The sequence below is a fragment of the Phoenicibacter congonensis genome (genome assembly GCF_902386915.1).
Lineage (GTDB): Bacteria > Actinomycetota > Coriobacteriia > Coriobacteriales > Eggerthellaceae > Phoenicibacter > Phoenicibacter congonensis.
Genome location: NZ_LR698997.1, coordinates 810,293 through 836,040, shown reverse-complemented (window position 1 = coordinate 836,040; position 25,748 = coordinate 810,293). Strand labels below are relative to the sequence as shown.

Here is a 25,748-nt window from a genome sequence, read left to right as displayed (position 1 = left end):
TCCTATGAATCTCTTAAGGTTTTTAATTTTTCGAGAACATCGCTCGGAAGAGATGATTCTATTGTCGATTTAGTGTTTGTCTTGGCTTGGATGTCATCTGAAAGCTGTGAGCGCAAATGATTACACTCACGACAAAAATCTCTAGAACTCATTCTGGCAACACCGTGTCCCATAACAGAATTTTGTACACTGGCATCGCTTGAGATCACAGTGACATTTTCGGTCTTCAAGCGAGCCGCACGAGCAAGCTCAATAACTGTCTGGTCGGCATCTTTGCCAGTTTTTGAAAAGAGTACCTTTACTGGGCCAACACTTCTTGCATGACCATCAGAGAAAACGTTTCCTGTGCCATCATAGACGATTGTGGCCTCGGCTTCTCGTCCAACCAAAAGTGTCACATCGTTTAATAACATTTCACGTGCAAGATTAAATGAATCGTCAGTCCAATCAGGACCAGTTAAATGTTCATAACAAGGTCCGCAACGAAGCACGTTGTATCCATCAACAATGTAGACTTTGTCTCTAGTGAAGGCCATTTTGGCGAACCCATTCATACATAAACACAGTAGACGCCTGCGCGACATTAAGAGACGAAACATTTCCTCGCTGTGGCAATTTGAATGTGTCATCACAATTTTTCAGAGAAAGACTTGAAATGCCTTTTTCTTCGTTCCCGAGAACGATTGCGATTTTCCCCTCAAGATTTGAATCCCAAATTTCATCATCAGCGTGCTCACTTGCGCCCACAACCCAAAAGCCAATGTTTTTAAGATCATCGAGGGTTCGAGCAATGTTTGAAACTTGCACTATTGGAAGATGCGCAACCGCTCCTGCAGAAGTTTTATATACAACAGAATTCACGCTTGCACTCCTGGCATTAGGAAGAACAACGCATGCGGCCCCAACACTTTCGGCACTTCTGATGATAGCGCCAAGATTACCAACATCAGTTATGTGATCACAAACAACAATTAAAGCGGCACCACATTGCTCAAAAGTGGAATTAGCATTCTCTATACAGCGAGATAGTGGAGCATATTCAAAAGGAGCAACGACAGCAACAATCCCTTGAAAATTGCAGTCGTCGACAAATCTCTTTAATTCTTTATTTGGAACTCTTTCAAACTTGACAGAGTTGTTTTTAGCAATTTCAAAAATTCGGTCTAGCAATGAATCTTTTTCAGCAGTTTCAGAAACCTTGATTGAAGACAATTTCATCCCAGAAGAGAGCGCCTCCAAAATAGGACGCTTGCCGTAAATCAAATCTTGTTTGGCATGCTGCTTCATTTGATTCCTAGAACCTAAAAACTAGAGAAGATGTCGTCTGCACCATTTTTGATGTTGCGAAATGCAATGTTAGCCTCGGCGAGCTTCTCAGAAATTGAACCAGCAGGTATTGTTCCACGACGATTGTTCGCGCGAACCTTAAACTCAATTTCACCTTTCTCAAGGCCTTTTTTGCCAACAATAATCTGCAGAGGCCATCCAATGAGGTCAGCATCGGCAAACTTAACACCAGGACGCTCGGCTCGATCATCCAAAACAACATCAAAGCCAGCCCAGGCACAATCTTCTGCAATTTTGCTTGCAGCTTCCAAAACATAATCTTCTTTGCCAATCGCCAAAACACAAATGTGAGCAGGGGCAACAGAAATCGGCCATTTGATGCCATTTTCATCATAGTGTTGCTCAACAATAGCAGCTAACGTGCGCGTTACACCAATCCCATAGCAACCCATAATAAATGGTTGCTGCTTTCCATCTTCGTCAAGATAGAAAGCTTTCATTGCTTCAGAATATTTTGTTCCAAGTTGGAACACTTGGCTCACTTCAATGCCGCGATCTCCAATTAGAGTTTTTCCGCAATTTGGGCACTTGTCTCCTGGCTTGGTAACACAAAGGTCTGCCCAATCATAAACCTCAAAATCAACGCCTTGTTTAGCACCAACAAAGTGATAGTTATCTTCATTAGCACCAACAACCCATCTGTCGATTGACTTGAGTGAATTGTCAGCGATTACTTTAACACCTTCAGGAAGGTTTACAGGGCCCATTGATCCTTTTGGAAGTCCAAGTTCTTCCATTTCCTCGTCGGTTAAAATCTCAAAGCCAGGCACAACATGCGCAGCTTTAATTTCATTTACTTCATGGTCACCAGGAACAAACAAAACGAAAACATCTCCGTTTTCAGACTTGCCTGAAAGAGCTTTGCAAGTTTGGTTTTCTTCAATGTGTAGGAACTCAGCTAACTCGGCAATTGTGTGCACACCTGGAGTGTATACTTTCTCCATGTGGTCAACGTCATAGCTTTTAGCTTCACTAATGCAATCAGCTGCTTCAACGTTTGCAGCATAGCCACAGTCGCAGTGAACAAGCTCTGCCTCGCCACTGTTTGCAAGCGCCATAAACTCTGTTGTAACTTTTCCACCAATTTGTCCCGAGTCAGCTTCAACAGCTCTCCAATTAAGGCCACAACGGTTACAAAAAATCGCATATGCCTTGCTCATTTCGTCATATGTCTCTTGAAGCGACTCTTGTGATGAATGAAATGAATAGGCATCTTTCATAATGAATTCACGACCGCGCAAAAGTCCAAAGCGAGGACGAATTTCATCACGGAATTTTGTTTGAATTTGATAGAGATTGCAAGGAAGTTGCTTGTAGGAATTAAGCTCATTTTTAATGAGTGCTGTCACGATTTCTTCATGAGTCGGCCCAAGACAATACATGTGATCATGACGATCAACCAGGCGCATGAGTTCAGGGCCATAATCATCCCAGCGCCCCGACTCTTTCCAAACCTCAGCAGGCTGTAAAGCAGGCATGAGAATCTCTTGTGCTCCAGAAGCATTCATGACTTCTCGAATAATCTTTTCAATTCTGTGTAGAACCATTTGTCCTAAAGGCAAGAATGTATAAATTCCACTTGAAGTTTTACGCAAAAAAGCGCCTCTTGTGAGGAGCTTGTGAGATTCGATGTCAGCATCGTTTGGTGTCTCCTTTAAAGTGGGAGCATAGAGCTTAGACATCAACATGTAATTTGCCATTCTTAAAAACCTTTCAAACTAACAAATATTATTTTGAACTTGAGTTATAGATTATCGATTTCTTCGAGTAGAGAAAAAACGATTTCGCTCTCGTTTACTTTCCGAATAATTTTACCATGCGAAAAAAGCACAGCGCTGCCTTTACCACACGCAACACCAACATCAGCGTCGGCCGCCTCGCCAGGGCCATTAACAACGCACCCCATAATAGCAACCTTGACAGGCTTTGTTATTTTTGAGAGTTCGCCTTCAATTTCACGCACTATTGAGATTAAATCAACTTGAGTTCTAGCACAAGTTGGACAACTAATGATTTCAGGACCTCGACGTCTTAGATTTAAAGAAGAAAGAAGCGTCCAGGCAGCACGCACTTCAAGCTCTGGGTCATCGGTTAAAGATATTCTGATGGTGTCTCCGATGCCTTCATAAAGCAGAATTCCCAAACCTGCTCCCGATTTAATCAAACCCTGAAAAGCAGAACCTGCCTCCGTGATGCCAATGTGTAATGGAACAGAAGGCATTTTTCCTGCAAACAAACGGTTTGCTTCAACACATGCGTTTACATCATGAGCTTTTAAGCTAACTACCACATTGGAAAAATTGCATTCATCCCGCAAAAAATTGATGTATTCCATTGCAGAAGTGCACAACTTCTCAGGAAAACTTATGTCCTGTCTCTCCGCAATTTTTTTATCAAGAGAACCTGCATTGACGCCAATCCTGATGGCACAATTGTTTCTTTTGCAAATATCAACGACTTCTGCAGTTTTTTCAAGACCACCAATATTTCCTGGATTGATGCGAATCTTCGCCGCTCCTCGTTTGGCCGATTCGATTGCCATTTTAGAATCGAAATGGATGTCGGCGACAACAGGAATGTCAATTTTTTTAACAAGTGACTCAAGAGTCACAAGGGCTTCCTCATTTGGAACAGAGAACCGAATCACTTCGCACCCATTGTCAACACAACATTTTGCTTGCTCGATGTTGCCAGCAATGTCACCAGGCTTCATATTTAGCATCGTTTGGACAACAACTGGTTGTCCACCACCAATGATGACGTCGCATTTAGATCCGTGTAAAACTACCTTGTTAGTTTTAGTTGACATAGGTTAGCTCCAGTTGCCAAATATAAAACGCTGAATGTCTTGATTGAGAGTTACCACAAACAAACACAACAACAAAAATACACCTGTTGCAGCTACTGCATTGATAACGCGCTCTGGAACTTTTTTGCCTGATATTTTCTGAATTAACTCGACAAGAAAATGTCCACCGTCAAGCGGAGGAATTGGGATCAAATTCATGAGTCCCAACGAAGCAGAAATCATAGCCATGAACAATAGGGCCTCAGAAAACCCTTGAGCAAAATAATTAGCACTTAAGACCGCAATCCCGACAATGCTCGTTGAATTTGAAACTGTCGCCGCTGTTGTCGCAGGATTAAATAAACCAATGATTGCCTGCACAGTTAAAGCAATGTATTTAAACCCTGCACCAACTGCAGTTAATGGATCAACTGTCAAATGTTTGACAGTGCCATCTTGCAAAGTCACATCCATACCAAGAACAGAATAAACGACAACAAAAGCAAGAATTGCAAACAGCAAATTTACAGCTATTCCAGCTAAAAGAATGATTGATTTTTGCCAGAATTTCTTAGAGCGATATTGCTGATTAAATTCCAAATCATAAAGAGATTGAATTGAATCAAAGTCGCGAGGCGTTCCTTCTTTCGCAGGCTCAACCCCCTTCTTTTTGTTTGCATATACTTCAGGTGTTCGATAGGTGTTGTGCTCGTCTGTTTTTTTTGGAGGAATGACACTTCCCCAGTCTTCAAGCTCTTCAAGGCAGAAGTAAGCTTCATCCACGGTGCAACCAGCATCAAGCGCAATTTGTTCTACCACAACTTCACCACGCGCATAAACAGAAGCTAAAACTTCAGGCGTGTGAGGTGGAATGTCACCCATCGTCATGCCGCAAACACGTGCATAGCCGCCAAGAGGTATGCAAGTTATGCCAAACTTTGTTCCGTTTTTAACAAAACCAATGCGTGGACCAGGAAGGCCCAACATAAACTCAGTAACGCGCACTCCAAAAGCACGCGCAGCCAAAAAGTGCCCTCCTTCATGAATGAAGATGAGGACACCAATTGTAATAATTGCGCTGAGAAGCATCATTTACTATAAATACCTGCCTGACTAATCAACAGCCGGAAGAGAAGCGGCAGCAACAGACTGCCCAACGCGACGCATCATCTCGTCTGGAAGTGTTACGTTGATTTTCTCTTTTAACTCTGGGTATTCTTCTGCAAGAACCCTGTTGCACTCCGAAATGACAAGATCACCACCAACACCTGAAGCTACGCGACCAAGAACAAGAAGTGTCTCTATCTCATAAAAACTTGAATAAAGAACAAGCGTGTGGGCAAGATAGGTGCCAATTGACCTGAAAATGTCAAGAGCTCCTGCATGACCCTCTTCTGCAAGACCTTGCACAACTTTTAATTTTTCAGCTGGTGTGAGATTATCATCAAGCTCAATTCCAGCTTTTGGCGCAAGCTTGATTACAGCATCTTGGCTGAAATATTTACAACCAACACCATAATCGTGTGACCATTCATCTTGCATTGCATTTTTGCTTAAATCAACTGGAGCAAAAGCAAGCTCATTTATCCAGCCAAGAACATTGCCTTGTCCATTAACATAGCCAACAGCCTCGCTTGTGCCCATTGCAATTCCAAGAATGTTCCCATGTCCTGTGCTCATAAATCCAGCAAGAGCTGTGACATCGCCATCGTTTGCAACAACTAGAGGGACATCGCCAATTTCTTTGCCAGCGCGGTCATAAATTGATTTCACTTCTTCACGACGCTCACGTGGCACTTTAATAAACAGGCTTGCAACCATTGGGGAATTTCCAACAAACGTTCCCGCACTAGAAACGCCAATCGCATCAACACGTGGCATTTTAGAAGCTGCTGTTTTAAACGCTGTGACAATTTCGTTGAAGTGGTATGTTGGGTCTTCTGTAACTTTTGGATACCAAACAACCTCTTCAGAATAAACACTCTCGCCGTCGATTACAGCTGAAACTTTTCTGTCGGAACCACCAGCATCAAAACCGATTCTGCAACCATCCATGTGACCGCCAATTTTAGCTGGCGACTCGTTAGCTGATGGAAAATCGGCATCGGAGCAGGCGATAATTTGCAAATCTTTTTCATAGACATCGCGAACAAAGCCAAAATCAAACTCGCGCTCACCAGTTGAAGAATAGGTCTCCTTTAACTTTGCAGCAATTTCATCTGCGCCTTTGATGTAGACCTTAAAACCACCAATGCTCCACAATTCAAATTTGATGAATCTCTCAAGAAAACGATAATTAGCTTCAGCAAAACTGTCATCGCGAATGAATGTGTCGCGAACCGAAACTTTGCCGTCTTCGCGCTCTACAGCAACAGAAACTGGTCTTGTTGCCTCTTTAAGAAACTCTTTCATCCAAACGCCAAACGGAATGAATTCTTCATCGAGAACAGGCGTGTTTTTGATTGAATAGTCAATACCTAAATAATTCATGTCTGTTTTCCTTATTAATTTCTCAATAACTAATCTTTTTAAATTGCCTAGTCTTCGTCTCCAATAATTTCTGTCAGTGTGCGCTCAGTCATTATCAATGCTCGAGGAACATGGAAAGGTCCTTTAAAAGTAGATCCTTTTGTTGAAGGCATGGTTGGGAGTCCATCACGGCGCAAATAGCCATACCACTCACCATATTCATCATCGACAAAATGCTCTTTGCAATATTGAACAGTTCTCTTCAAGCAATCTAAGAAATATTGATCACCAGTGTCGCGATAGGCTTTAGAAGAAGCAATCATAATCTCGTTGTGAGGCCACCAAAGCTTCATGTCATGTTCATATGCCTCAGTGGGTTTGCCTAGGCAATCAATGAAATAAAGTAGCCCTTGATATTCGTTGTCCCAGCCAGCTTCAAAAGCGTTTTTAAAGATGTCACGTGCTTTTTCATGCAACTCAGAATTGCCTTCGTAGTTTGCTTCATCCATCAAAAACCAACTGCATTCGATGTCATGACCAGGATTGACAACTCTTCCATCAGTAAAATCAAGGCAAGGGTTTCCCTGTTTGTCAACCCATTCGAGTGTACATTTGAGTTCGGGATGATAGTGGTAATTGATAATTCTATCAACACACTCTTTCGCCCTTGTGTCATATTCCTGCGTGTGAGCTGGGTCAACACGACGTAAAATTCCAATAATGTTCAAAAATATCATTGGGTCAGCAAGTGCAAAACCGCTGCGAGTTGCAGGAATAGTTTTTGGACCAAAACCAGTTGGATCTTTTATTAAGCCGTTATTTAGCTCATAAATCATTTCATAGGCTCGGCGCGCACGCTTTAGATATTTCTTCTTGCCTGTGATTTGATAAAACTCAGCATTTGCAATTGCATAAAAACCTTCGGAAAAGCAATATCTTCTCTGACGAAGCGGTTTTCCATCAGCAGTAACAGTGAAATAAAGACGCTTTCCAGCTTCTTCATTGATGCAATAATCCTCTAGAAAATTGAGACAGCTTTTCGCAGCTTTTTTCCATTCAGGCTCGGCGCCATAAACGTTGCATAAATATCCAAAAGTCCAAGCACATCTTCCTTGCATCCAAACACTTTTGTCAGTTGAGTAAACGTCACCTTTTCTGTCAAGACAAGTGTAGACACCACCGTTGATGTTGTCCATTCCGTGCTCAAGCCAAAAATCAATGGAAGTTTTAAGCTGATCTCGGCACCATTGCCTGATCTCAATTAAATCTTTAACCTCGTCTGGCATTTACATCATTCCATTCTTTTTCAAAACTTCAACGATTTTTTCCACATCTTCGCCTTCGAGCTTTGAAACAGGTTCGCGCATTTGGTTTGTTTCAAAAATGCCCATTTGCCACAATGCAGTTTTAAAAGCACCGACTCCAGCACCAAAACCAACAGTGGCTTTTACATAACGAGTGAGCATCATCAAACGTGCAAGATGATCTTGTAGCTCGGCAACTTTTGCCCAATCGCCTGCTCTCGCGGCTTTATATTGCTCAACATAGGAGAATGGATCGAGGTTAGCAAGACCAGGAACGCTACCATCAGCACCACCCAAAAGTGCCCCGTCAACAACAACTTCATGACCTGTGAGGAGTTGCAATGGATGACCAGCGTCTTCATTGTCAAGCATGAGCCATCTAAACATGACATCATCACCGCTTGAGTCTTTCACACCCTGAATTGCACCTTTTTTTGCAAGACGCAAGAGCATATCAGGCGTGAGCTTAGTGTGGACACAGCAAGGAAGGTCATAGGCAAAAATGGGAAGGTCGGTGTGCTCACGCAAAACTTCAAAGTGGCGCTCTGTTTCCTTTGGGCCACCAAGAGCATAGAAAGGAGCAGTCGCAACGAGAGCATCGATGTCTAGACCTTTGAGCTGTTCGATCTTTTCGATGACACGAAGCGTTTCCATGTCGATAACCCCAACAAGAACCGGAACTCGCCCATCAACTATACGAAGAGCTTCTTTGATGACATGAAGTCGTTCTTCACTTGTTAAAAATGCCACTTCACCGCTTGATCCCAAAAAGAAAAGACCGCTGACGCCCGCGCCAATCATTCGATCGATGCTTCTCTCGAATGAATTCACGTCGAGCGTGCGGTCTTCTTTTAAAGGAATTATTACTGGTGGAATGACTCCGCAAAACTTAGCATTGTCTTTCACAAAAATCCCCTTACATGAATGCGTTTAACAACGGCTATTTATTCTATCATTTAGTTCTCAACAGTGCATTTGTAATCATCATCAGCTACATCAATTGTGATAGTTGCTCCATCCTCAACTTCGCCATTAACAATCTTTTCTGCAATCTTGTCAACAACAACTTTCTGAATGAGGCGTTTTAGTGGACGTGCACCATAAACTGGGTCAAAGCCATCAATGGCAAGTGAGTCAAGGGCGGCATGCGTTACCTCAAGTTTGATTTGACGATCTGCCAAACGTTCACGAACCTCATCAAGGATTATGTTTGCAATTGGCTCGATTCCATCAATTGAAAGTTCCTTAAACGTGATGACGTTATCAATCCTGTTCAAAAATTCTGGACGGAATGTGTTCGACAAAACGTCTTGCATCTTAGATGCAAATTCTGCCATGTGCTTTGCAGCCTGCTCAGGTGACATGTCCATCATTTCTTCTGCAACTTCGCCCATTGTTTGTTTGTGAGCTTCAGCCTCTTCTTGGATAATTTGTGACCCAATGTTGCTTGTCATGATGATGATTGTGTTCTTGAAATTAACAACACGCCCCTGACCATCAGTCAAACGTCCATCATCAAGCACTTGCAGAAGGATGTTAAACACATCTGGATGCGCTTTCTCAATCTCGTCGAGAAGGACTACAGAATATGGCTGGCGACGAACTGCCTCTGTGAGTTGGCCACCTTCGTCATAACCCACATACCCTGGAGGAGCACCAATTAAACGCTGTACGCTAAATTTCTCCATGTATTCACTCATGTCGATTCTGACCATGTTCTTTTCAGAATCGAAGAGATATTCTGCCAAGGCTTTTGCAAGCTCTGTTTTGCCAACACCAGTTGGGCCGAGGAAAATGAAGCTGCCGATTGGTCGATTTGGATCAGAGAGACCTGCACGGTTTCTTCTGATTGCACTGCAAACGAGATCAACTGCTTCGTCTTGTCCAATAACGCGTTTTTTAAGCTCAGTCTCGATGTTTTGCAACTTTTCAAGCTCACCTTGCATCATCTTAGACACTGGAATTCCAGTCCAGGTGCTAACGACTTCTGACACTTCCTCTTCAGTAACTTCTTCTTTTAAAATTGCGCCAGCATCTTGTTCTTTCTTTAGATTCTTCTCAGCATCTTCCAAATCTTTTTGAATCTTTGGAATCTTGGAATAACGAATTTCGCTTGCTTTAGTTAAGTCACCCTCACGAGTTGCCCATTCTTCTTCTTTTTGGGCAGTCTCGAGCTCAGACTTCAAGTTCTGAACGTTAACGATAACGTCTTTTTCGTTCTTCCAAGCAGCTTTTCTTGTGTCCAAATCTTCTTGAGCACTTGCAATCTCTTTGCGCAAATCTTCCAAACGCTTTTTTGAAGCATCATCGGTTTCTTTCATGAGCGCTTGTTCTTCTATTTGCATTTGAGTGATTGAACGCTGAGCGTTATCGATGTCTTCTGGCATTGAATCAATCTCAATGCGCAGGCGAGAAGCAGCTTCATCCATGAGGTCAATAGCTTTGTCTGGCAAGAAACGATCTGAGACATATCTGTCAGAGAGCTCTGCTGCAGCAACAATAGCACCGTCGGTAATTCTCACGCCATGGTGAATTTCATATTTCTCTTTTAAACCACGAAGAATTGCAATCGTCTCTTCAACATCTGGCTCTGTAACAAGAACAGGTTGGAAACGACGCTCCAAAGCTGCATCTTTTTCAACATATTTCCTGTATTCGTCAAGTGTTGTTGCACCAATTGCATGAAGCTCGCCACGAGCGAGAGCAGGCTTTAACATGTTGCCAGCATCAAGAGAAGAATCTCCGCCAGCACCAGCGCCAACGATTGTGTGCAACTCATCAATAAACAAAATGATTTGCCCATTTGAGCTTTTGACTTCGCGAAGGACATTCTTCAAGCGATCCTCAAACTCACCACGATATTTAGCGCCAGCCATCATCGCGCCCAAATCAAGCGAGATAATATCGCGATCTTTTAATGAAGAAGGAACATCTCCAGCCACAATGCGCTGTGCAAGACCCTCTACAATTGCAGTTTTGCCAGTGCCAGGCTCACCAATGAGAACTGGGTTGTTTTTCGTTCTTCTTGACAAGACCTGAATGGTTCTTCTGATTTCATCAGTTCTGCCAATTACTGGGTCAAGCTTTCCTTCACGAGCAGCCTGAGTTAAATTTTGCCCATAAAGCTCTAGTGCTTCAAACTCAGTTTTGTCAGTTTGTGATGTGACTCTTGTGTCTCCTCGAAGTTCCTCATAGGCAACCTCAATTGTTTTTCTTGTCACACCCTCGCCGTTTAACACTTTGCCAGCAGCACCTTTGTCTTCAGTTAACGCAATCAGCAAATGCTCAGTTGTCGCATAGCTATCACCAAGCTTTTCCGCGATCTTTACAGCGCTGTCAATAACCCTAATAAAGCTCTGGGATGGAACAGCCATAGGCAAACTGCTACCCGTAGACTTAGGCAGTGCATCTATTTCCTTTTGTGTGTTTTTTGTGATTATTTCAGGATCGGCACCAATTCTTTTCAGAATCGATGAAATGTTGTTTTCGCCAGCGTCAAGCAAAGCCTTCAGCAAATGAATTGGTTCAATGCTCGAGTTATTCGCATCTCCCGCAACACTCATTGAGGCTTGAAACGCTTCTTGCGCTGTTACGCTTAATTTATCAATGCGCATGTTTCGCCTCACTTTCTTTCAAAAATAAAATAAAAATTAGTAGTCCATGAAGAAAAGCTTTGAGATGTCGCTTGCTTTCACCATGGAATTTTCCTGTTTAGCATCGTTCCTTGCAGGCCCGAGCTGCGTGAAGTGCCTAGAAATTCGCTGAAGTTTATCATGGAGATCATCAAGTCTCTTCTCAGCTTCTTCTAGCGCTTCTTCTGTTTCATCGAGCTTTCCTTGGAGTGTCAAGATTCGCATGACACCCGCAAGGTTGATTCCTTCATCGGTGAGCTCGATAATGAGAAACAACCTGTCAATGTCGGCCTGAGAATACATGCGCGTGTTTCCATGCGTTCTTTGCGGAGTGAGCAACCCTTTTTGTTCATAGGAGCGAAGTGTTTGAGGGTGCACACCAGCCAGGTCGGCCACGACGCCAATAGTAAACATCGGTTTGTGATATGTGTCTCTCGATTTCATTTCAGTATCTTTTCTTAAAAATCAGTTTGTATCTCTATTCTTATTAGTCTTCTTTGTTTCCTTCATCTTTTTGCGAATCATTCAAATCTTCTGCAGGTCGTTTTTCTCCACCAGTTGTGATTGTTACCATTGCAGGTCTAATCACTTTAATTCCAAGCTTGTAACCCTTTTGATAAACATCGCGAACTGTTTCGTCATAAACGCTGTCATCAGGGACAGTAGATACAGCTTGGTGAATCAGTGGGTCAAAAGCTTCGCCCGCTGGATCAATTTCTTGCAAACCATGCTTTTCAAGGGCGCATCTAAACTTAGTGTCAATGGCTTTAAAACCATTCGTCATTTCACTTGACCCATTCTTGTCTGCCCACTCAAGCGCATTTTTCATGTCATCAATGAGTGGAATTAGCTCCTTCATCAGGTTCTCAGTTGCGCGCGCGCGTTCATCTGCACGTTGTTCATCCATGCGCTTGCGATAGTTTTCCCAATCAGCATGCAAACGAAGATATTTATCTTTCCAATCAATTTCTTCTGTTTGAGCGCTGCTGTGATTATTGTCAGCAGCTTCATCAGAAGGCGCTTGGTTTTCAACTGGTTCTGGCGAGGAATCACCCTCGCCAGCTTCAGCCGCTTCAGTCACAACTTCTTCTTTTAGCTCAGAAGTTTCTTTGTCATCGCAAGTCGTGCAATTGCACTCATCGGTTTTTGCTTCTTCAGACATTTGCCCTACTCGCTTTTCTTGTCGTCGTCAACTACCTCAAAGTTAGCATCGATTGGACCGTCGCCATTGCCTCCTTGTGGTGCCGCTTGAGCTCCAGCTGCTGCAGCGCCTGCAGGGTTAGCACCTGCGGCATTTGCATCACCAGCTGCGGCACTTTGCTGATAAACGACCTCGGCAAGTTTATAACCAGCTTGTTGAATCTTTTCTACAGCCCCTTTAATTGCCTCAATGTCAGTTCCTTTCATGGCCTCTTCGCACTCAGCAATTGCGTCTTCTGCATCTTTCTTAGTGTCAGCAGGAGCTTTGTCACCAAGCTCATCTAATGTCTGCTTAGTTGCGCTCATTAATGCCTCAGCATTATTGCGTACTTCAGCTTCCTCTTTGCGTTTAGCATCAGCATCAGCATTTGCCTCTGCATCTTTAACCATACGATCGACTTCTTCATCGCTCAAAGCAGTTGATCCAGAGATTGTAATCTGCTGTTCTTTGCCAGTTCCAAGATCTTTAGCAGACACGTTCACGATGCCGTTCGCATCGATGTCGAATGTAACCTCGATTTGAGGAATTCCACGGCGTGCAGCAGGAATGCCGGTCAGCTGGAAACGACCTAATGTCTTGTTGTCAGCCGCCATTGGACGCTCACCTTGAAGAACGTGAACCTCAACGCTTGTTTGGTTGTCTGCTGCAGTTGAATAAACTTCAGTCTTGCGCGTTGGAATAGTAGTGTTTCTTTCAATCATCTTTGTCATGACACCGCCATATGTTTCAACACCTAACGACAAAGGTGTGACATCAAGAAGCAAGATTCCGCTAACATCGCCTGAAAGAACGCCACCTTGAATTGCAGCACCCATTGCAACTGCTTCATCTGGGTTAACACTCATGTTTGGCTGCTTGCCAGTCATTTTTTTAACAAGTTCCTGGACAGCAGGCATCCTTGTTGAACCACCAATCAAAATGACTTCATTTAAATCAGAAGCAGAAATCTTAGCATCACTCAAAGCCTGCTCAACTGGCTTTCTGCATCTGTCAAGAAGGTCACGGGTGATTGTCTCAAACTCAGTTCTTGTGAGAGTCAAATCCAAGTGCTTTGGACCATCGGCGCCAGCAGTAATAAATGGCAAGTTAATGTTTGTTTGAGTTGTGGCAGAAAGTTCAATCTTTGCTTTCTCAGCAGCTTCCTTCAAACGTTGCAAAGCCATTTTGTCAGTTAGAAGATCGATGTTGTTTTCAGCCTTAAACTTGTCTGCCATCCAGCCAATGATTCTCTGATCCCAGTCATCGCCACCAAGGTGGTTATCACCAGCGGTTGAAGCAACTTCAAAGACGTTGTCGCCTAACTCCAAAACTGAAACATCGAATGTGCCGCCACCCAAGTCAAAGACGAGAATCTTTTCGTCTTTGTCATCATTTTCTGGATTGAAGCCATATGCCAAAGCAGCAGCTGTTGGCTCGTTAATAATTCTCTTCACTTCAAGACCAGCAATTTTGCCCGCGTCTTTTGTTGCCTGACGTTGTGCATCATTGAAGTATGCTGGAACTGTAATAACAGCCTCTGTGATTTTTTCACCCAATTGCTTTTCAGCGTCGTTCTTCATTTTCTGAAGAACCATTGATGAAATCTCTTCAGGTGTGTATTCCTTGCCATCAATCAAAATTACGCTTCTGCCATCTTTGCCACGAGAAACGTTGTATGAAACAGTCTTTCTTTCTTCGGCAGTTTCGTCATATGAACGACCGATGAAACGCTTGACACTAGAAATCGTGTTCTCAGGATTTGTGACGGCCTGGTTCTTAGCAGCTTTGCCAACAACACGCTCGCCATCTTTTCTAAATCCTTCAACGGAAGGGGTAGTGCGGTCGCCTTCCGCATTAACAAGGATTTCAGCCTCATTACCTTGCATAACTGCCATAGCAGAATTTGTTGTTCCAAGGTCAATGCCTAAAATCTTTCCCATTTTGTTTTCCTCACTTTCAATTTTTTTAGTTGCCTAATCTGCGCAACCTTTTTAAAACATCTTCATAATAAAATGTGAGTGTGTGTCTGTCAAGTCTTTTACTAAAAATATACTTAGATACTCTAAAAGGAGTAGCACACATAATTATTACGTGTAATAAATAGATTTTTTTGATTAAAGAATGTGTTTATTTAAGTTTTAAAAAATCAGCAGCAAGAGTTCTAGCTTTTGAGTCAGCAATCTTTAGTTGCTCCAACGAAACTGCATTTTCATTTTTAATTTCACTAATAGCAAAACGCACGCACTCTTCGATGTCGATAAATCTGCATTTTCCATCTCGAAACGCAGCGTTAGCAACTTCGTTAGCCGCATTCATAACACAAGGCAAAATGCCTCCAGCACTGCCCGCTTCATATGCAATTTTTAGGCATCCAAATGTTTCATAGTCCGGAGAATCGAAACTAATTGATCCTAGTCGAGTGAAATCAAGCGGCTCAACAGGAGAAGTGCGCCTCCTCGGATGGGTTAGCGCATATTCAATTGGAATTCGCATGTCGGTAGTGCCCAAATGTGCTTTAACAGAGCCATCTATGAACTCCACCATGGAATGAATGACGCTTTGAGGATGAATGACAACTTTAATTTTGTCGAAGCTGCAATTAAACAAATGATGCGCTTCAATTACCTCAAGACCTTTGTTCATTAAGGTCGCTGAGTCAATTGTGATTTTTGCACCCATGTTCCACGTTGGGTGCTTCAACGCATCACCTGCTTTCACTTTTGCGAGTTCATCTTTAGTTTTCCCAAGGAAGGGACCGCCAGAACAAGTTATCCAAAGCTTTGAAACAAATGAATTGCTCTCTCCTATCAAGCACTGATAAATTGCACCGTGTTCAGAGTCAATCGGAGTTAACTTACCATCATCTTGCGCAAGAGGCATTAGCAAATCGCCTGCAACTACAAGTGATTCTTTGTTTGCCAGAGCCAAACGGGCAGTTGTTGTTAGCGTGTGGTAGCTACATTCAACTCCACAAGCGCCAACTAAAGAATTGACAACAATGTCAGGTTCACAATAATCAATAAAAGAAACAAGTGAGTCAACATCACAAGTTGTGTTTGAAACATTGTTGTCGTGAGCAAGTTGCAAAAGCTTCGATTCATTGGAATGTGCGGTCATTCCGCAAATTTCAAATTCATCTTTTAAATGGTTGCAAACATCAATCGTTTGTGTGCCAATTGATCCAGTTGCACCAAGAATCAAAACGCGTTTTTTGCTAGCCAAGAGGAATCACTCCCGCCAATAAAAACATGATTACAGATGAGACACTAGCTAAAAACAAAGAATCGCATCTGTCAAGGAGACCTCCGTGACCTGGCATAATCCAACCTGAATCTTTGAATCCAGCGTTTCTCTTAATTCTGCTTTCGGCCAAATCTCCCAAAACTTGCAAGAGTGCTGAAATCACACCGAAAAGAATTGCAATTCCGATCGGCAATTCAACGCCAGGCATAATTGCAAAAATTGACCAAAACGCAGTGCATCCAATGATGCCAGCAATGAAACCTTCCCAAGTTTTATTAGGAGATGTTCTTGGTGCTAACTTGTGTTTTCCAATAGCACGCCCGACTAAATAGGCAAAAGAATCATTAGCGCAAACGCTAACGAAAATCAAAATCAACGCCCACGAATCATAGGGTGGTTCAATGCAAGCCGAGATATACATAAATCCCGACAAGCATCCTCCAGTGTAAACAGCGCCAAACAGGCTCACGCCTACATCAGAAATTTTAGCTTTATTCCAAAAAACATACCAAACGAGAAGTGCTAGCAGCATAAGAAGCGTCACGCAAGCGCACCCGCGAAGACCAAAATAATTCATTGCTGGGACATAGGCAACAGCCCCAACTAGACCTATCAACTCATTAGGAAGTCGCGCCTCGCTTCTGACCATGTAATAGAACTCTTGCGAAGTAATTGCAGCAATGAGTGACAAAACTAACATAGTTGGAAAGTTCCCAAAATAGAAACAAACAAGAACAAGTGTTAGATATATCGCCCCGACAAAAAAGCGTGTCCAAAAAGAACTTAGGTTCCTTAAAGGCTCAGGAATCGCTTTCCCAATTCTATCGGCAATTCCAAATTCGTGACCAGGCTGAGGCATTACATAGTTCAAAGGCTCGTTGCCAGTTTCTTTCATTGTCGAATAAACTAAAGAAGCTTGCTCTTTCATCCGAGCGCGAGCATTTTGTTGCTCTTCAACCATCGCGCTTTTGCTTTTGTTATTTGCTCCGTCGATTGTTGTCATGGGAAACACCAGCCATTATTTTGCATTCCCAAAACGTCTGTCACGAGACATGTATGTTAATAAACAACGAAGATATTCATATCTGTCAAAGTCGGGCCACAAACAGTCAGTCACCACAAATTCGCTGTAGGCAAGTTGCCACAACAAGAAATTTGAAACTCTCATTTCACCAGATGTTCTAATGATGAGTTCTGGATCAGGCATGCCAGCAGTGTAGAGGCAATTTTTAAAAGCGTTTTCATCCACTGAAGAGCGTCGAGAGTCCAGTGCATCTTTTACACATTTGTTCACGGCGTGCATTATCTCATCACGACCGCCATAGTTAACAGCCACAACCAGAGTTAAACCAGTGTTATCCTTCGTTTTTTCAATTGCATCGTCAAAAGCATCGCGGGTGTCTTTAGGCAAAGCGCGTGAGTTTCCAATAGTTTTCACGCGAACATTTTCTTCATGCAAACCATCAACTTCGGCAAGCATAGTTTTTGCAAAGAGATTCATCAAGCCTGAAACTTCCTCACTGCTTCTCTTCCAGTTCTCAGTTGAAAAAGAATAAATTGTAAGAAAATCGACCCCGATGTCAGAAGAAGTGCGAATGAGTTCTCGAACTGCTTCAATTCCAGCTTTGTGACCATAGAGCCTGTTTAACGCACGCTTTTTTGCCCATCTTCCATTTCCATCCATAATGACGCCAACATGACGCGGCACCTTCTGCTCGTCAAACTGTGATACATCGATGTCTTCTGGCACATCAGGGAATATGTATGAAAACTCTCGTCTCAAAACAATGCTTAAATTTCCATCAATTCTTTATCTTTGGTTGCAAGAGCGCTGTCAATTTGAGAAATAAAGTCATCAGTTAACTTCTGGATGTTGTTTTGCTCGTGCTTTACTTCATCCTCTGGTAATCCTTCATCCTTTTTCATCTTATCAAGCGCATTGTTAGCATCTCGTCTTGCATTTCGCACGGCCACTTTTGCTTCCTCAGCTAATGACTTGCATTGTTTTGTGAGTTCTTTTCTTCTTTCCTCAGTTGGAGTTGGGAAAGGAAGACGAAGCACTTGACCATCAGAGTTAGGGCTGATCCCTAAGTCTGACTCATTGATAGCATTTTCAATAGCCTTTAGCGATGATTTGTCATAGGGCTCAATTACCAAAAGGTGAGCATCAGGTGTTTTTATTGCCGCCATTTGGTTTACGGGTGTTTTAGTTCCGTAGTAATCAACTAACACGCGGTCAAGAACCATAGGGTTTGCGCGTCCTGTGCGAACACTCGCAAAATTAGAATGAAGAGCCTCTAGCGCCCTCTCCATTTTCTCTTTTGCTTTTGCTTTTGTTTCTTCAACAGTTGCCATGATTTAAATTCTCCTGTTTTATAAATCGGGGTCAAATGATTATTCAGCTGTGATTACAGTCCCAACGTCTTCGCCTTGCAAAGCGCGTTTAATGTTTCCTTTTACTCCAAGATTAAAAACAATCATAGGAATGTTGTTGTCCATGCAAAGAGAAATTGCTGTTGTGTCCATAACGTGAAGATGACGATTGATTACTTCAAGGTAGGAAATGTGATCGAACCGCTTCGCATCTGGGTGGATTTTTGGATCCTCATCATAAACCCCATCTACTTTTGTTGCCTTCATGAGACAATCGACCTCGAGTTCGCATGCACGAAGTGCTGCTGTTGTGTCAGTGGTCATGTAGGGGTTGCCTGTGCCAGCTGCCAAAATCACAACTCTTCCCTTTTGCAAATGTCTGTCGGCACGACGGCGAATGTATGGTTCTGCGACTTCCTGCATTGTGATTGCACTTTGAACACGCGAATATATTCCTGATTGCTCGAATGCGTCTTGAAGAGCAAGCGCGTTCATGACTGTTGCAAGCATTCCAATGTAGTCGGCTTGCGCGCGATCCATTCCCTCAGAAGAACCTGCTAATCCGCGGAAAAAGTTTCCGCCACCAATAACAATTGCAATTTCAATGTCATCTTTTGCAATTTCAGATATTTGCTCAGTGATTTCACGAACAACCTTTGGATCAATGCCAAAGCCCTGATCGCCTGCTAGCGCTTCACCAGATAGTTTTAAAAGCACACGCTTGTATTTGTAATCAGACATTTCTCTCCTATTTAATTGAGCCGTTAATTGTTTGTCTTCACAGAATCAACTGCATCATCGAGCGCATCGACAAGACCTTTGAAAGCATTTTCTTCGGTGTTCTCTGCTCTAGCAGCACCGATGTTTAGAGATTCTTTGCTCGCGGGCTTAGGCCCAAAACGGCGGCGAACTTTGTCAGCCACACTTGACACAAATTCAACTGGAGCAGAGGTTACTGTGTCAATCGATTGTGTTGCTTTAGCGGCAACTTCTGTCATTGTTTTGACATCTGTAACAATGTCGTCGACACGCAAAATCTCCATGTTCAAAGCATCAACCGATAAAGACACCCTGTCCATGAGCGGGTCAACTTTTTTGAGCGCAGGCATGAGTTCATTTGTGATGTCATTCATGTCTTTGACTGCACTGTCAAGTGATTTTTGGACTTCTTCAATTGTTTGACGAGATTTTCTAATAGTAATAACAAGCTCAACAACAAGCCAAATTACAACAATTGCAATAACAGCATAGAGCCAGGGAAGAATGTCATTTATTATCTCCACAGCATAACCCCTTTGACGAATAGTTTAATTAACTAATTCTACCCTAATTGTCGTTTCGCATGTCTTCAAGAGCACGCGTTCGGTCTGCTTCCCAGCCAACTTTTCCAGGCTTGTAAATATCTCCATTTTCAATGCCGTCTGGCAAATATTGCTGGCGAACCCAGCCTCCAAAATCATGAGGATAAAGATAGTCGCCATAATCTTTAGAACCAGGACGATGTCGATCACGAAGATAATTTGGCACTGCTCTTTCAGGACCATTCTTAACTTCAGACATAGCGCGCTGAATGCTAGCCTCAGCAGCATTTGACTTTGGAGCAAGTGCTACATAGGTTGCTGCCTGCGAAAGATTAATTTGACATTCGGGCATGCCAATCACCTCGGTTGCCCTAAACGCAGCCTCTGCAATGAGAACAGCGCGAGGGTCGGCGTTTCCAACATCTTCTGAAGCGCAAATAAAAATGCGACGTGCTATAAACTTTGGATCTTCCCCACCCTCTAGCATTCGTGCCATCCAATAAAGAGCGGCGTCTGGGTCTGATCCTCTCATTGACTTGATAAAAGCTGAGATTATGTCGTAGTGCATGTCTTTGTTTTTGTCATAGGCTAAAGACCTTGTTGGACTAGCGTCATGCACATCTTGTTCATTGATTTCTGCTCTATTGTGTGACCATGCCATTTGTGAAGCAAGTTCGAGCGAGTTAAGAGCGCATCTGGCGTCGCCTCCACAAATGCGAACAATTTCTGATTTTGCATCTTTAGTGATTGTGAATTGGTTATATAGGCCTCGCTCCGACTGAAGAGCATTATCAATGACCTTACAAATGTCATCTTGCGTTAAAGAATCTAGCAAAACTACTCTTGAGCGGCTAATTAGCGCTGTATTCACTTCAAAATAGGGATTTTCAGTCGTAGCTCCAATTAAGATTACTGTTCGATTTTCAACTGCATGCAAAAGACAGTCTTGCTGAGAGCGAGAAAAACGATGAATTTCATCGATAAAAAGAATGGTTTTAATTCCACTAGACTTAAGCCGCGCATCTGCCTCAGCGATAACTTTTCTCAAGTCGGCAACAGTTCCTGACACTGCTGAAACTTCATCAAAATGAGCACTCGTCATTTTTGCAATGACGTTTGCTATAGTTGTTTTTCCTGTGCCAGCAGGACCATAAAGAATAATGGACGACAGCGCATCAGCTTTAATTGCAGTTCGAAGCCAGGAACCTTCGCCAATTGCGCCCTCTTGTCCAACAATTTCATCGAGAGTTTGCGGCCTCATTCGGCGAGCAAGCGGCGCAAACTCAAGCGACTTTTCTTCCGCTTTTTCTTCGTCAAGCATGTCAAACAATGAGTTAATGTCCATAAGCTAATTTTATGCGTTTGAATTGCAAATTCACAAGTTGTGAGCGGGTGTGCGTTCTTGACACGGCATATATAATTATTGTTTGGTAAAAAAGTTTATGGAGCATTGATGGATTTAACAGAACAAGCACAGCTGATAGGAAAAATTAAAGAAACTTTCGAGCAACACATTGGAGAAAAAGTCCATGTCGAACAAGATCTCGGAAGGTCACGCATCAGCACAAATAACGGAATCGTCTACCAAGTTCACCCACGACTTTTCATTTTGGAGGTTCAAAGAAAGCGCGTTCCAAAAGCAAGAATGTCGTTTCAATTTGCCGACATATTGACTGGCGTTGTGAAAGTTTCGCAAAATGGCGAGCCGCTGTTTGACAACTATCAAGATTTGCTTGCGGTAAAAAAAGAGCCATATGACGAGTCGGAATTTGCCGACAATGACATCGAAGATGAGCTTATAATCAAATAGTTAATTCGTGGGGATGTAGCTCAGCTGGGAGAGCATCACGTTCGCAACGTGGGGGCCGTGGGTTCGAACCCCATCATCTCCACCACTTCCTAAAATCGAGCGTAGCTCGATTTGTTACTACCGCTGCAAATGCATCTGAAACTGCATCTTAGCCCTGAACGCCCCTTTTGCACCACGAAGGCCAACGAAGGTGTCGTTCGAGCAAATATGCTAGTTCAGATGCATTTTCCTTACGCTTTTTGATCGTGAAATAGAATAGCTTATCCAAAATGAGAAGTATGCTGGTCTTATATAGCTGCCAAAACCTCGGAAAGTGTAGGGCACAGCTCCTCGCTTTTTCGTCAGAATCTGATTGCTCAGCCAACTTTTCTCTGACGCTTTTTCATTGTGTAATTCCATTATTTCTTTAAAACAAGTAATTCGCCGAGTTCTAGACTCTCGCATTACAATTACAGATTTAGATAATTCTTAGGCATTTCCCTTTTTAGAAACGCTCATTTCTATTAAAGAGAGTCGAGAAATCGGTGCCAGAATCAACGTTTAATTTTGTATATGATGACGCAGACAGAGAGTTTTTACCAGTTGGCGATTCTCCAGCCTTTTGATTTTGCATATTTTTTTAGTTGCTTATCAGGACAAACTGCCACAGGATGCTTTGCCATGCCTAAAATGCCAGCGTCTGACATGTGATCCCCATAGGCATATTCAACGACCCACTCGCCTGCACCAAACTCTGCATCAGCAAATTCTCGCAATGCTACAGGTTTACCATCCGCTTCTGGAGCTGTCCCCAGAACCTCATTTGTGAATTTCCCGTCGTCGGTGATGCGCATGAGAGTCGCTATTCCAAAGTTAACTGGGATTTCTTGCATCAAACGAGCAACCACACAATCAAATGAAGCCGAAAGAAGAATTACCACTATTCCGTCGTCAAGGTGTTTTATCATTGCATTAACCGCATCTTTTCGCACCTCAGGAACAATTCTTTCTTCAGAAAACTTTTGGAGGTCAGCCGACACTTCCAAAGCGTCTTTGCCCATAAAAGCAGTGAACACCTTTTCGCGAACTGGATTATTTTGTCTTGGTAAATGAAACTTGTAGCTCATCGCCCATTTAATGATGTAGGCGGAGTCGGCTACCGAAAGACGGTGCTCCAACAGCAACTTTTTAACGAGAAGCATTGGAGATGAAGTGTCGATTGTTGTTTTGTCCATGTCAAACACTGCCAAGCGATATGGCCCTTTTTTGCAGTTTGGCGACACCGGGTGCAACAACGATTTCATCGCATTTGGCTTTTCAAAAACAACGTCTTTGTTATAAAAATTCTCTTTTTCTCGGAAATTCATGTAAAACATTCTACTCCATTGATGAAGATTAAAAATGCAAGGTGAACTCCACTAAATCTTTGAAAAAGTCGCTGCCTAATCTGTTACTTTTCACAACATATAGTATAATTAGCTCAAAGCCTTTAGCAAAACGAACTACTAAAACACACAATATGCTTTGGGGGCAATTCAATAGAGCCACTGTTCAAAAATAAATTCTCATTTGAAGACGCCATCAGCTTTTGTAGCAAAGAAAAAGATGATGCGCCGCGCAAAGCTGCACCCAGACCGGCAATTTATGAAGGCAAAATGGGACGGTCCCACAAAAGGGCTGCAAAAATCCAACAAGAAGCAGCCCGCAACACATTTTCAAAATCAGCAATGTGCAAACCAACAAAACTTAATCTTTCAAAAATTGCTGAAAACTTCATGGGTCTTGGACGTGTCAGCAAAGCTTTGACCTACTGCCTAATGACGGTGCTTCTTTTATGTATTTTTTGCTATCAACCTGCGAAAATTTACTACACTCAGGTGCGCGAAACTGAAAGAGCAACTGCTGAACTTCAAGCAGTGCAAGAGAGAAACGACAAACTCAATGCTGCCGTTGAAGCACTAAAGACTGATGAAGGTGTTGAAGACAAAGCGAAAAGTGACTATGGATATGTAAAAGATGGAGAAGGAGCTGTTCTTGTCACTGGCATTGAGCGACACTCAGCAAACACACTGCCAGAATATGTCGACTCAAAGAAAATCACTTCTCCAAACACATGGTATTCAGGAATTCTGGATACAATTTTTGCATACGATAATTCAACCAAACAGGAATAAGACATGCTAAACGCCGATAGCCTTGAATCATTCTGCGCGCGCTTTCTAGATGAAATTAACGAATGCAATGATTTCATTGAATATATAAATGCATTCTCAAAAGAAATTGGAGACATCAGCGCAAATTCCCTTCCTAACGGAGAAAGCACTATTTCAAACGAATATTTGTTTGACCCATTGAGCGACTTTTTTTCCAATCCTGGAAAATGTTCAAGGTCACTTTGCTGTCTTCTCGCCAATTTTGCATGCGATGGTAAAGTAATTGACTGCATTCGACCCGCGGTGGCAATTGAAATATTTCAAAACGGAGCGCTCATTCATGATGACATTGCCGATCACGCTCTAACAAGACGAAACAAACCATGCATGCATGTCACTAATGGAACTGAAATCGCACTCAATGCAGGAGATTTCGCCCTAACATTCATGGACGAGTTTGTTTTAAACGATGAGCTTTTAGACAGCTCTAAAAAACTTGAAGTCATGCTTGAACTTGCAAAAATGAAAACAAAGACAATCGAGGGTCAAGCAATTGACATCGGATGGGAAAAAGCTTGTGAGTTTGATCAAAGCGAAGAAAACTACGAAACAATGGCGACGCTAAAGACAGCAAATTATACATGCGCGTCACCTTTTGCAATTGGTGCCACTGTTGCAAATGCTAGTCACGAAGTTGTTAGAAATTTGAGAAGTGCTGGTCTAAAATGCGGGCTTGCATTTCAAATCCAAGACGACATTCTCAACGTAGATAAAAGCGCAAAAGACAAATCGAAAGATTTTGCTCTTGACATTGCTGAAGGAAAACACACTTTAATAGCATTACATGCTCTAAAAACTCTTAACGAGACCGAATCTAATGAACTTAGGTCGATTCTGCTAAACAAAAACAACAATGAAGAAGACCTGGCCAGAGCACTTAATTTGATTGAACAATCCAATGCAATAGAATATGCAAAGCAACGCACAGAAAAGCTCATAACTGAAGCAAAAGGTATAATTTCAACGAGCCTAAAAGATGGACAAGGAAAGGCACTATTGATGTCGATGGCAGATTGGTGTTTGGAGAGAACTCATTAATGACTAGTGTTTTTGTAGACATAAAACAAAATGACAAAAGCGAAGCAGTAAAAGACGTTCAACAGCGACTCTGCAAGCTTGGCCACATGAATGAAAATGAGGTTTCTGGCACTTTTGATGCCAGAACGCTTGATGCAGTCAATTCTTTTTGCGACGAAATGCAAATTGAAAGGCGCAATTGCGTCGACGAAATTATGTGGCAAACGTTAGTTGATGCAACCTATTCACTTGGAGACAGGACACTTTATTTGAGAATCCCTCATTTTAGAGGAAACGATTGCCGCGAATTACAACACATTCTTGGCACGCTCGGTTTTTCTGCCGGTGATGAAGACGGTGTTTTTGGAGCTGCAACAGAAGCAGCACTTCGCTCATTTCAACAAAATATGGGCCTTCCAAATGATGGAATTTGCGGCGCATTCACCTATCAAACAATCAGAAATCTTCACCACTCATGGGAAGGTAAAAAGGCCTATTCAGGACAGCGAAACTTAAGCTTTGCCCGTGTAGCAGAAGTGCTTGAAAATAACACTGTTTGTCTTTTTGGCACTTGTGAGTTCACACGATCAATAGCAAAAAGAATGTCAAATCTCTCAATTGCAACCACTCCACAATCAAAAATTGTTTCAGCCGATGCACTTTCAGTCCCTCCAGATGGAGAGATGATTCTTTTCCAAATAGTTTTAGCGGAACAAAACAACCCAGCAAACATCAATGTTTTGTATTCAGAAGACGACGCTCTCCCTCAAAACATTGCGCAGGCCCTTGAGGAATTAAATGCAAGCGGCGAAAAGAAGATGAGTGTAACAATCGCGTCTAAAACTTGGCAAGATGCAAAAGAGGAAAGAAGTGCGCAACACTACGCAATTAATTTATTAGATGCGCTCTGCAACGCCCTTTCTCATTTATAATAATTTTGTTGCTCACATGGGGGTGTGGTGGAACGGCATACACAGCGGACTTAAAATCCGCCGCCTCGCGGCTTAAGGGTTCGAATCCCTTCACCCCTACCACCTGGTAAAACACCATTTTTTAAGCTCTAAAAACTTCTTTTAAAAATAGTCTAAAGCG

The 25,748-nt window shown here is 42.6% G+C and carries 24 protein-coding genes and 2 tRNA genes; 6 read left to right on the top strand and 20 right to left on the bottom strand.

Going from position 1 to position 25,748, the window contains the following annotated elements; translation table 11 throughout:
- Nucleotides 1-2: 2 nt before the first annotated feature.
- The 19 genes from FXZ76_RS03655 to FXZ76_RS03565 all read right to left on the bottom strand — a co-directional run bounded on the left by FXZ76_RS03655 (nucleotide 3) and on the right by FXZ76_RS03565 (nucleotide 20,982).
- Nucleotides 3-536 (bottom strand): NYN domain-containing protein, encoded by a 534-nt coding sequence (locus FXZ76_RS03655; RefSeq protein WP_157887286.1) that lies wholly within the window; start codon nucleotides 534-536, stop codon nucleotides 3-5.
- Entirely contained in the window at nucleotides 523-1,287 is a 765-nt protein-coding gene (gene rlmB, locus FXZ76_RS03650; RefSeq protein WP_079535818.1) for a 23S rRNA (guanosine(2251)-2'-O)-methyltransferase RlmB, read from the bottom strand. The genes FXZ76_RS03655 and rlmB overlap by 14 nt, the downstream gene beginning before the upstream one ends.
- Before the next feature lie 14 nt (nucleotides 1,288-1,301).
- The gene (locus FXZ76_RS03645) at nucleotides 1,302-3,047 is read right to left on the bottom strand and encodes a proline--tRNA ligase (RefSeq protein WP_231961743.1); all 1,746 of its coding nucleotides are present in this window, start codon (nucleotides 3,045-3,047) and stop codon (nucleotides 1,302-1,304) included.
- A gap of 44 nt (nucleotides 3,048-3,091) precedes the next feature.
- Complete coding sequence (ispG, locus tag FXZ76_RS03640) at nucleotides 3,092-4,156, bottom strand: flavodoxin-dependent (E)-4-hydroxy-3-methylbut-2-enyl-diphosphate synthase (protein ID WP_079535817.1); 1,065 nt, start codon at nucleotides 4,154-4,156, stop codon at nucleotides 3,092-3,094.
- Nucleotides 4,157-4,159: 3 nt separating this feature from the next.
- Nucleotides 4,160-5,224 carry a site-2 protease family protein gene (locus FXZ76_RS03635; RefSeq protein ID WP_147571601.1) on the bottom strand — a complete coding sequence of 355 codons (1,065 nt, stop codon included), beginning with the start codon at nucleotides 5,222-5,224 and terminating at the stop codon, nucleotides 4,160-4,162.
- Nucleotides 5,225-5,248: 24 nt separating this feature from the next.
- On the bottom strand, nucleotides 5,249-6,625 hold the full coding sequence (locus FXZ76_RS03630; RefSeq protein ID WP_079535815.1) for an ROK family protein: 1,377 nt from the start codon (nucleotides 6,623-6,625) through the stop codon (nucleotides 5,249-5,251).
- Between the two features lie 47 nt (nucleotides 6,626-6,672).
- A complete protein-coding gene (locus tag FXZ76_RS03625) occupies nucleotides 6,673-7,890 on the bottom strand; it encodes an AGE family epimerase/isomerase (RefSeq protein WP_079535814.1) in 1,218 nt (405 codons plus the stop codon).
- Nucleotides 7,891-8,814: a dihydrodipicolinate synthase family protein gene (locus tag FXZ76_RS03620; protein ID WP_079535813.1), complete on the bottom strand. Its 924-nt coding sequence runs from the start codon at nucleotides 8,812-8,814 to the stop codon at nucleotides 7,891-7,893.
- 50 nt (nucleotides 8,815-8,864) lie between these two features.
- Nucleotides 8,865-11,522 (bottom strand): ATP-dependent chaperone ClpB, encoded by a 2,658-nt coding sequence (gene clpB, locus FXZ76_RS03615; RefSeq protein WP_079535812.1) that lies wholly within the window; start codon nucleotides 11,520-11,522, stop codon nucleotides 8,865-8,867.
- Between the two features lie 36 nt (nucleotides 11,523-11,558).
- Entirely contained in the window at nucleotides 11,559-11,984 is a 426-nt protein-coding gene (locus FXZ76_RS03610) for a heat shock protein transcriptional repressor HspR (RefSeq protein ID WP_079535811.1), read from the bottom strand.
- A 43-nt stretch (nucleotides 11,985-12,027) separates the two neighbouring features.
- Complete coding sequence (locus FXZ76_RS03605) at nucleotides 12,028-12,702, bottom strand: nucleotide exchange factor GrpE (protein ID WP_079535810.1); 675 nt, start codon at nucleotides 12,700-12,702, stop codon at nucleotides 12,028-12,030.
- A gap of 5 nt (nucleotides 12,703-12,707) precedes the next feature.
- On the bottom strand, nucleotides 12,708-14,660 hold the full coding sequence (gene dnaK / locus FXZ76_RS03600) for a molecular chaperone DnaK (RefSeq protein WP_079535809.1): 1,953 nt from the start codon (nucleotides 14,658-14,660) through the stop codon (nucleotides 12,708-12,710).
- Between the two features lie 187 nt (nucleotides 14,661-14,847).
- Nucleotides 14,848-15,942 (bottom strand): 1-deoxy-D-xylulose-5-phosphate reductoisomerase, encoded by a 1,095-nt coding sequence (gene dxr / locus FXZ76_RS03595; RefSeq protein WP_079535808.1) that lies wholly within the window; start codon nucleotides 15,940-15,942, stop codon nucleotides 14,848-14,850.
- The gene (locus FXZ76_RS03590) at nucleotides 15,935-16,966 is read right to left on the bottom strand and encodes a phosphatidate cytidylyltransferase (RefSeq protein ID WP_079535807.1); all 1,032 of its coding nucleotides are present in this window, start codon (nucleotides 16,964-16,966) and stop codon (nucleotides 15,935-15,937) included. The genes dxr and FXZ76_RS03590 overlap by 8 nt, the downstream gene beginning before the upstream one ends.
- A gap of 15 nt (nucleotides 16,967-16,981) precedes the next feature.
- Nucleotides 16,982-17,746 (bottom strand): isoprenyl transferase, encoded by a 765-nt coding sequence (locus FXZ76_RS03585; protein ID WP_079535806.1) that lies wholly within the window; start codon nucleotides 17,744-17,746, stop codon nucleotides 16,982-16,984.
- 8 nt (nucleotides 17,747-17,754) lie between these two features.
- The gene (gene frr / locus FXZ76_RS03580) at nucleotides 17,755-18,318 is read right to left on the bottom strand and encodes a ribosome recycling factor (RefSeq protein ID WP_079535805.1); all 564 of its coding nucleotides are present in this window, start codon (nucleotides 18,316-18,318) and stop codon (nucleotides 17,755-17,757) included.
- Nucleotides 18,319-18,357: 39 nt separating this feature from the next.
- On the bottom strand, nucleotides 18,358-19,077 hold the full coding sequence (gene pyrH / locus FXZ76_RS03575; protein ID WP_079535804.1) for a UMP kinase: 720 nt from the start codon (nucleotides 19,075-19,077) through the stop codon (nucleotides 18,358-18,360).
- 23 nt (nucleotides 19,078-19,100) lie between these two features.
- Nucleotides 19,101-19,619: a DUF948 domain-containing protein gene (locus tag FXZ76_RS03570; RefSeq protein WP_079535803.1), complete on the bottom strand. Its 519-nt coding sequence runs from the start codon at nucleotides 19,617-19,619 to the stop codon at nucleotides 19,101-19,103.
- 43 nt (nucleotides 19,620-19,662) lie between these two features.
- Nucleotides 19,663-20,982: a replication-associated recombination protein A gene (locus FXZ76_RS03565; RefSeq protein ID WP_079535802.1), complete on the bottom strand. Its 1,320-nt coding sequence runs from the start codon at nucleotides 20,980-20,982 to the stop codon at nucleotides 19,663-19,665.
- Nucleotides 20,983-21,090: 108 nt separating this feature from the next.
- On the opposite strand from FXZ76_RS03565, the gene FXZ76_RS03560 reads away from it, so the two are divergent.
- Both FXZ76_RS03560 and FXZ76_RS03555 read left to right on the top strand, forming a co-directional pair.
- A complete protein-coding gene (locus FXZ76_RS03560; RefSeq protein WP_079535801.1) occupies nucleotides 21,091-21,447 on the top strand; it encodes a Veg family protein in 357 nt (118 codons plus the stop codon).
- Nucleotides 21,448-21,456: 9 nt separating this feature from the next.
- A tRNA-Ala gene (locus tag FXZ76_RS03555) sits at nucleotides 21,457-21,532 on the top strand.
- 490 nt (nucleotides 21,533-22,022) lie between these two features.
- Here FXZ76_RS03555 and FXZ76_RS03550 read toward each other — a convergent pair.
- Nucleotides 22,023-22,802, bottom strand: a complete 780-nt coding sequence (locus FXZ76_RS03550; RefSeq protein WP_079535800.1) for an HAD family hydrolase — start codon at nucleotides 22,800-22,802, stop codon at nucleotides 22,023-22,025.
- 279 nt (nucleotides 22,803-23,081) lie between these two features.
- Between FXZ76_RS03550 and FXZ76_RS03545 the strand changes: the two genes are divergently transcribed.
- The 4 genes from FXZ76_RS03545 to FXZ76_RS03530 all read left to right on the top strand — a co-directional run bounded on the left by FXZ76_RS03545 (nucleotide 23,082) and on the right by FXZ76_RS03530 (nucleotide 25,690).
- Nucleotides 23,082-23,600, top strand: coding sequence for an FtsB family cell division protein (locus FXZ76_RS03545; RefSeq protein ID WP_079535799.1), 519 nt, complete (start codon nucleotides 23,082-23,084; stop codon nucleotides 23,598-23,600).
- Between the two features lie 3 nt (nucleotides 23,601-23,603).
- The gene (locus FXZ76_RS03540) at nucleotides 23,604-24,677 is read left to right on the top strand and encodes a polyprenyl synthetase family protein (protein ID WP_079535798.1); all 1,074 of its coding nucleotides are present in this window, start codon (nucleotides 23,604-23,606) and stop codon (nucleotides 24,675-24,677) included.
- Nucleotides 24,677-25,588 (top strand): peptidoglycan-binding domain-containing protein, encoded by a 912-nt coding sequence (locus FXZ76_RS03535; RefSeq protein ID WP_079535797.1) that lies wholly within the window; start codon nucleotides 24,677-24,679, stop codon nucleotides 25,586-25,588. The genes FXZ76_RS03540 and FXZ76_RS03535 overlap by 1 nt, the downstream gene beginning before the upstream one ends.
- Nucleotides 25,589-25,606: 18 nt before the next feature.
- Nucleotides 25,607-25,690: transfer RNA gene (locus FXZ76_RS03530), tRNA-Leu, on the top strand.
- Nucleotides 25,691-25,748: the final 58 nt, after the last annotated feature.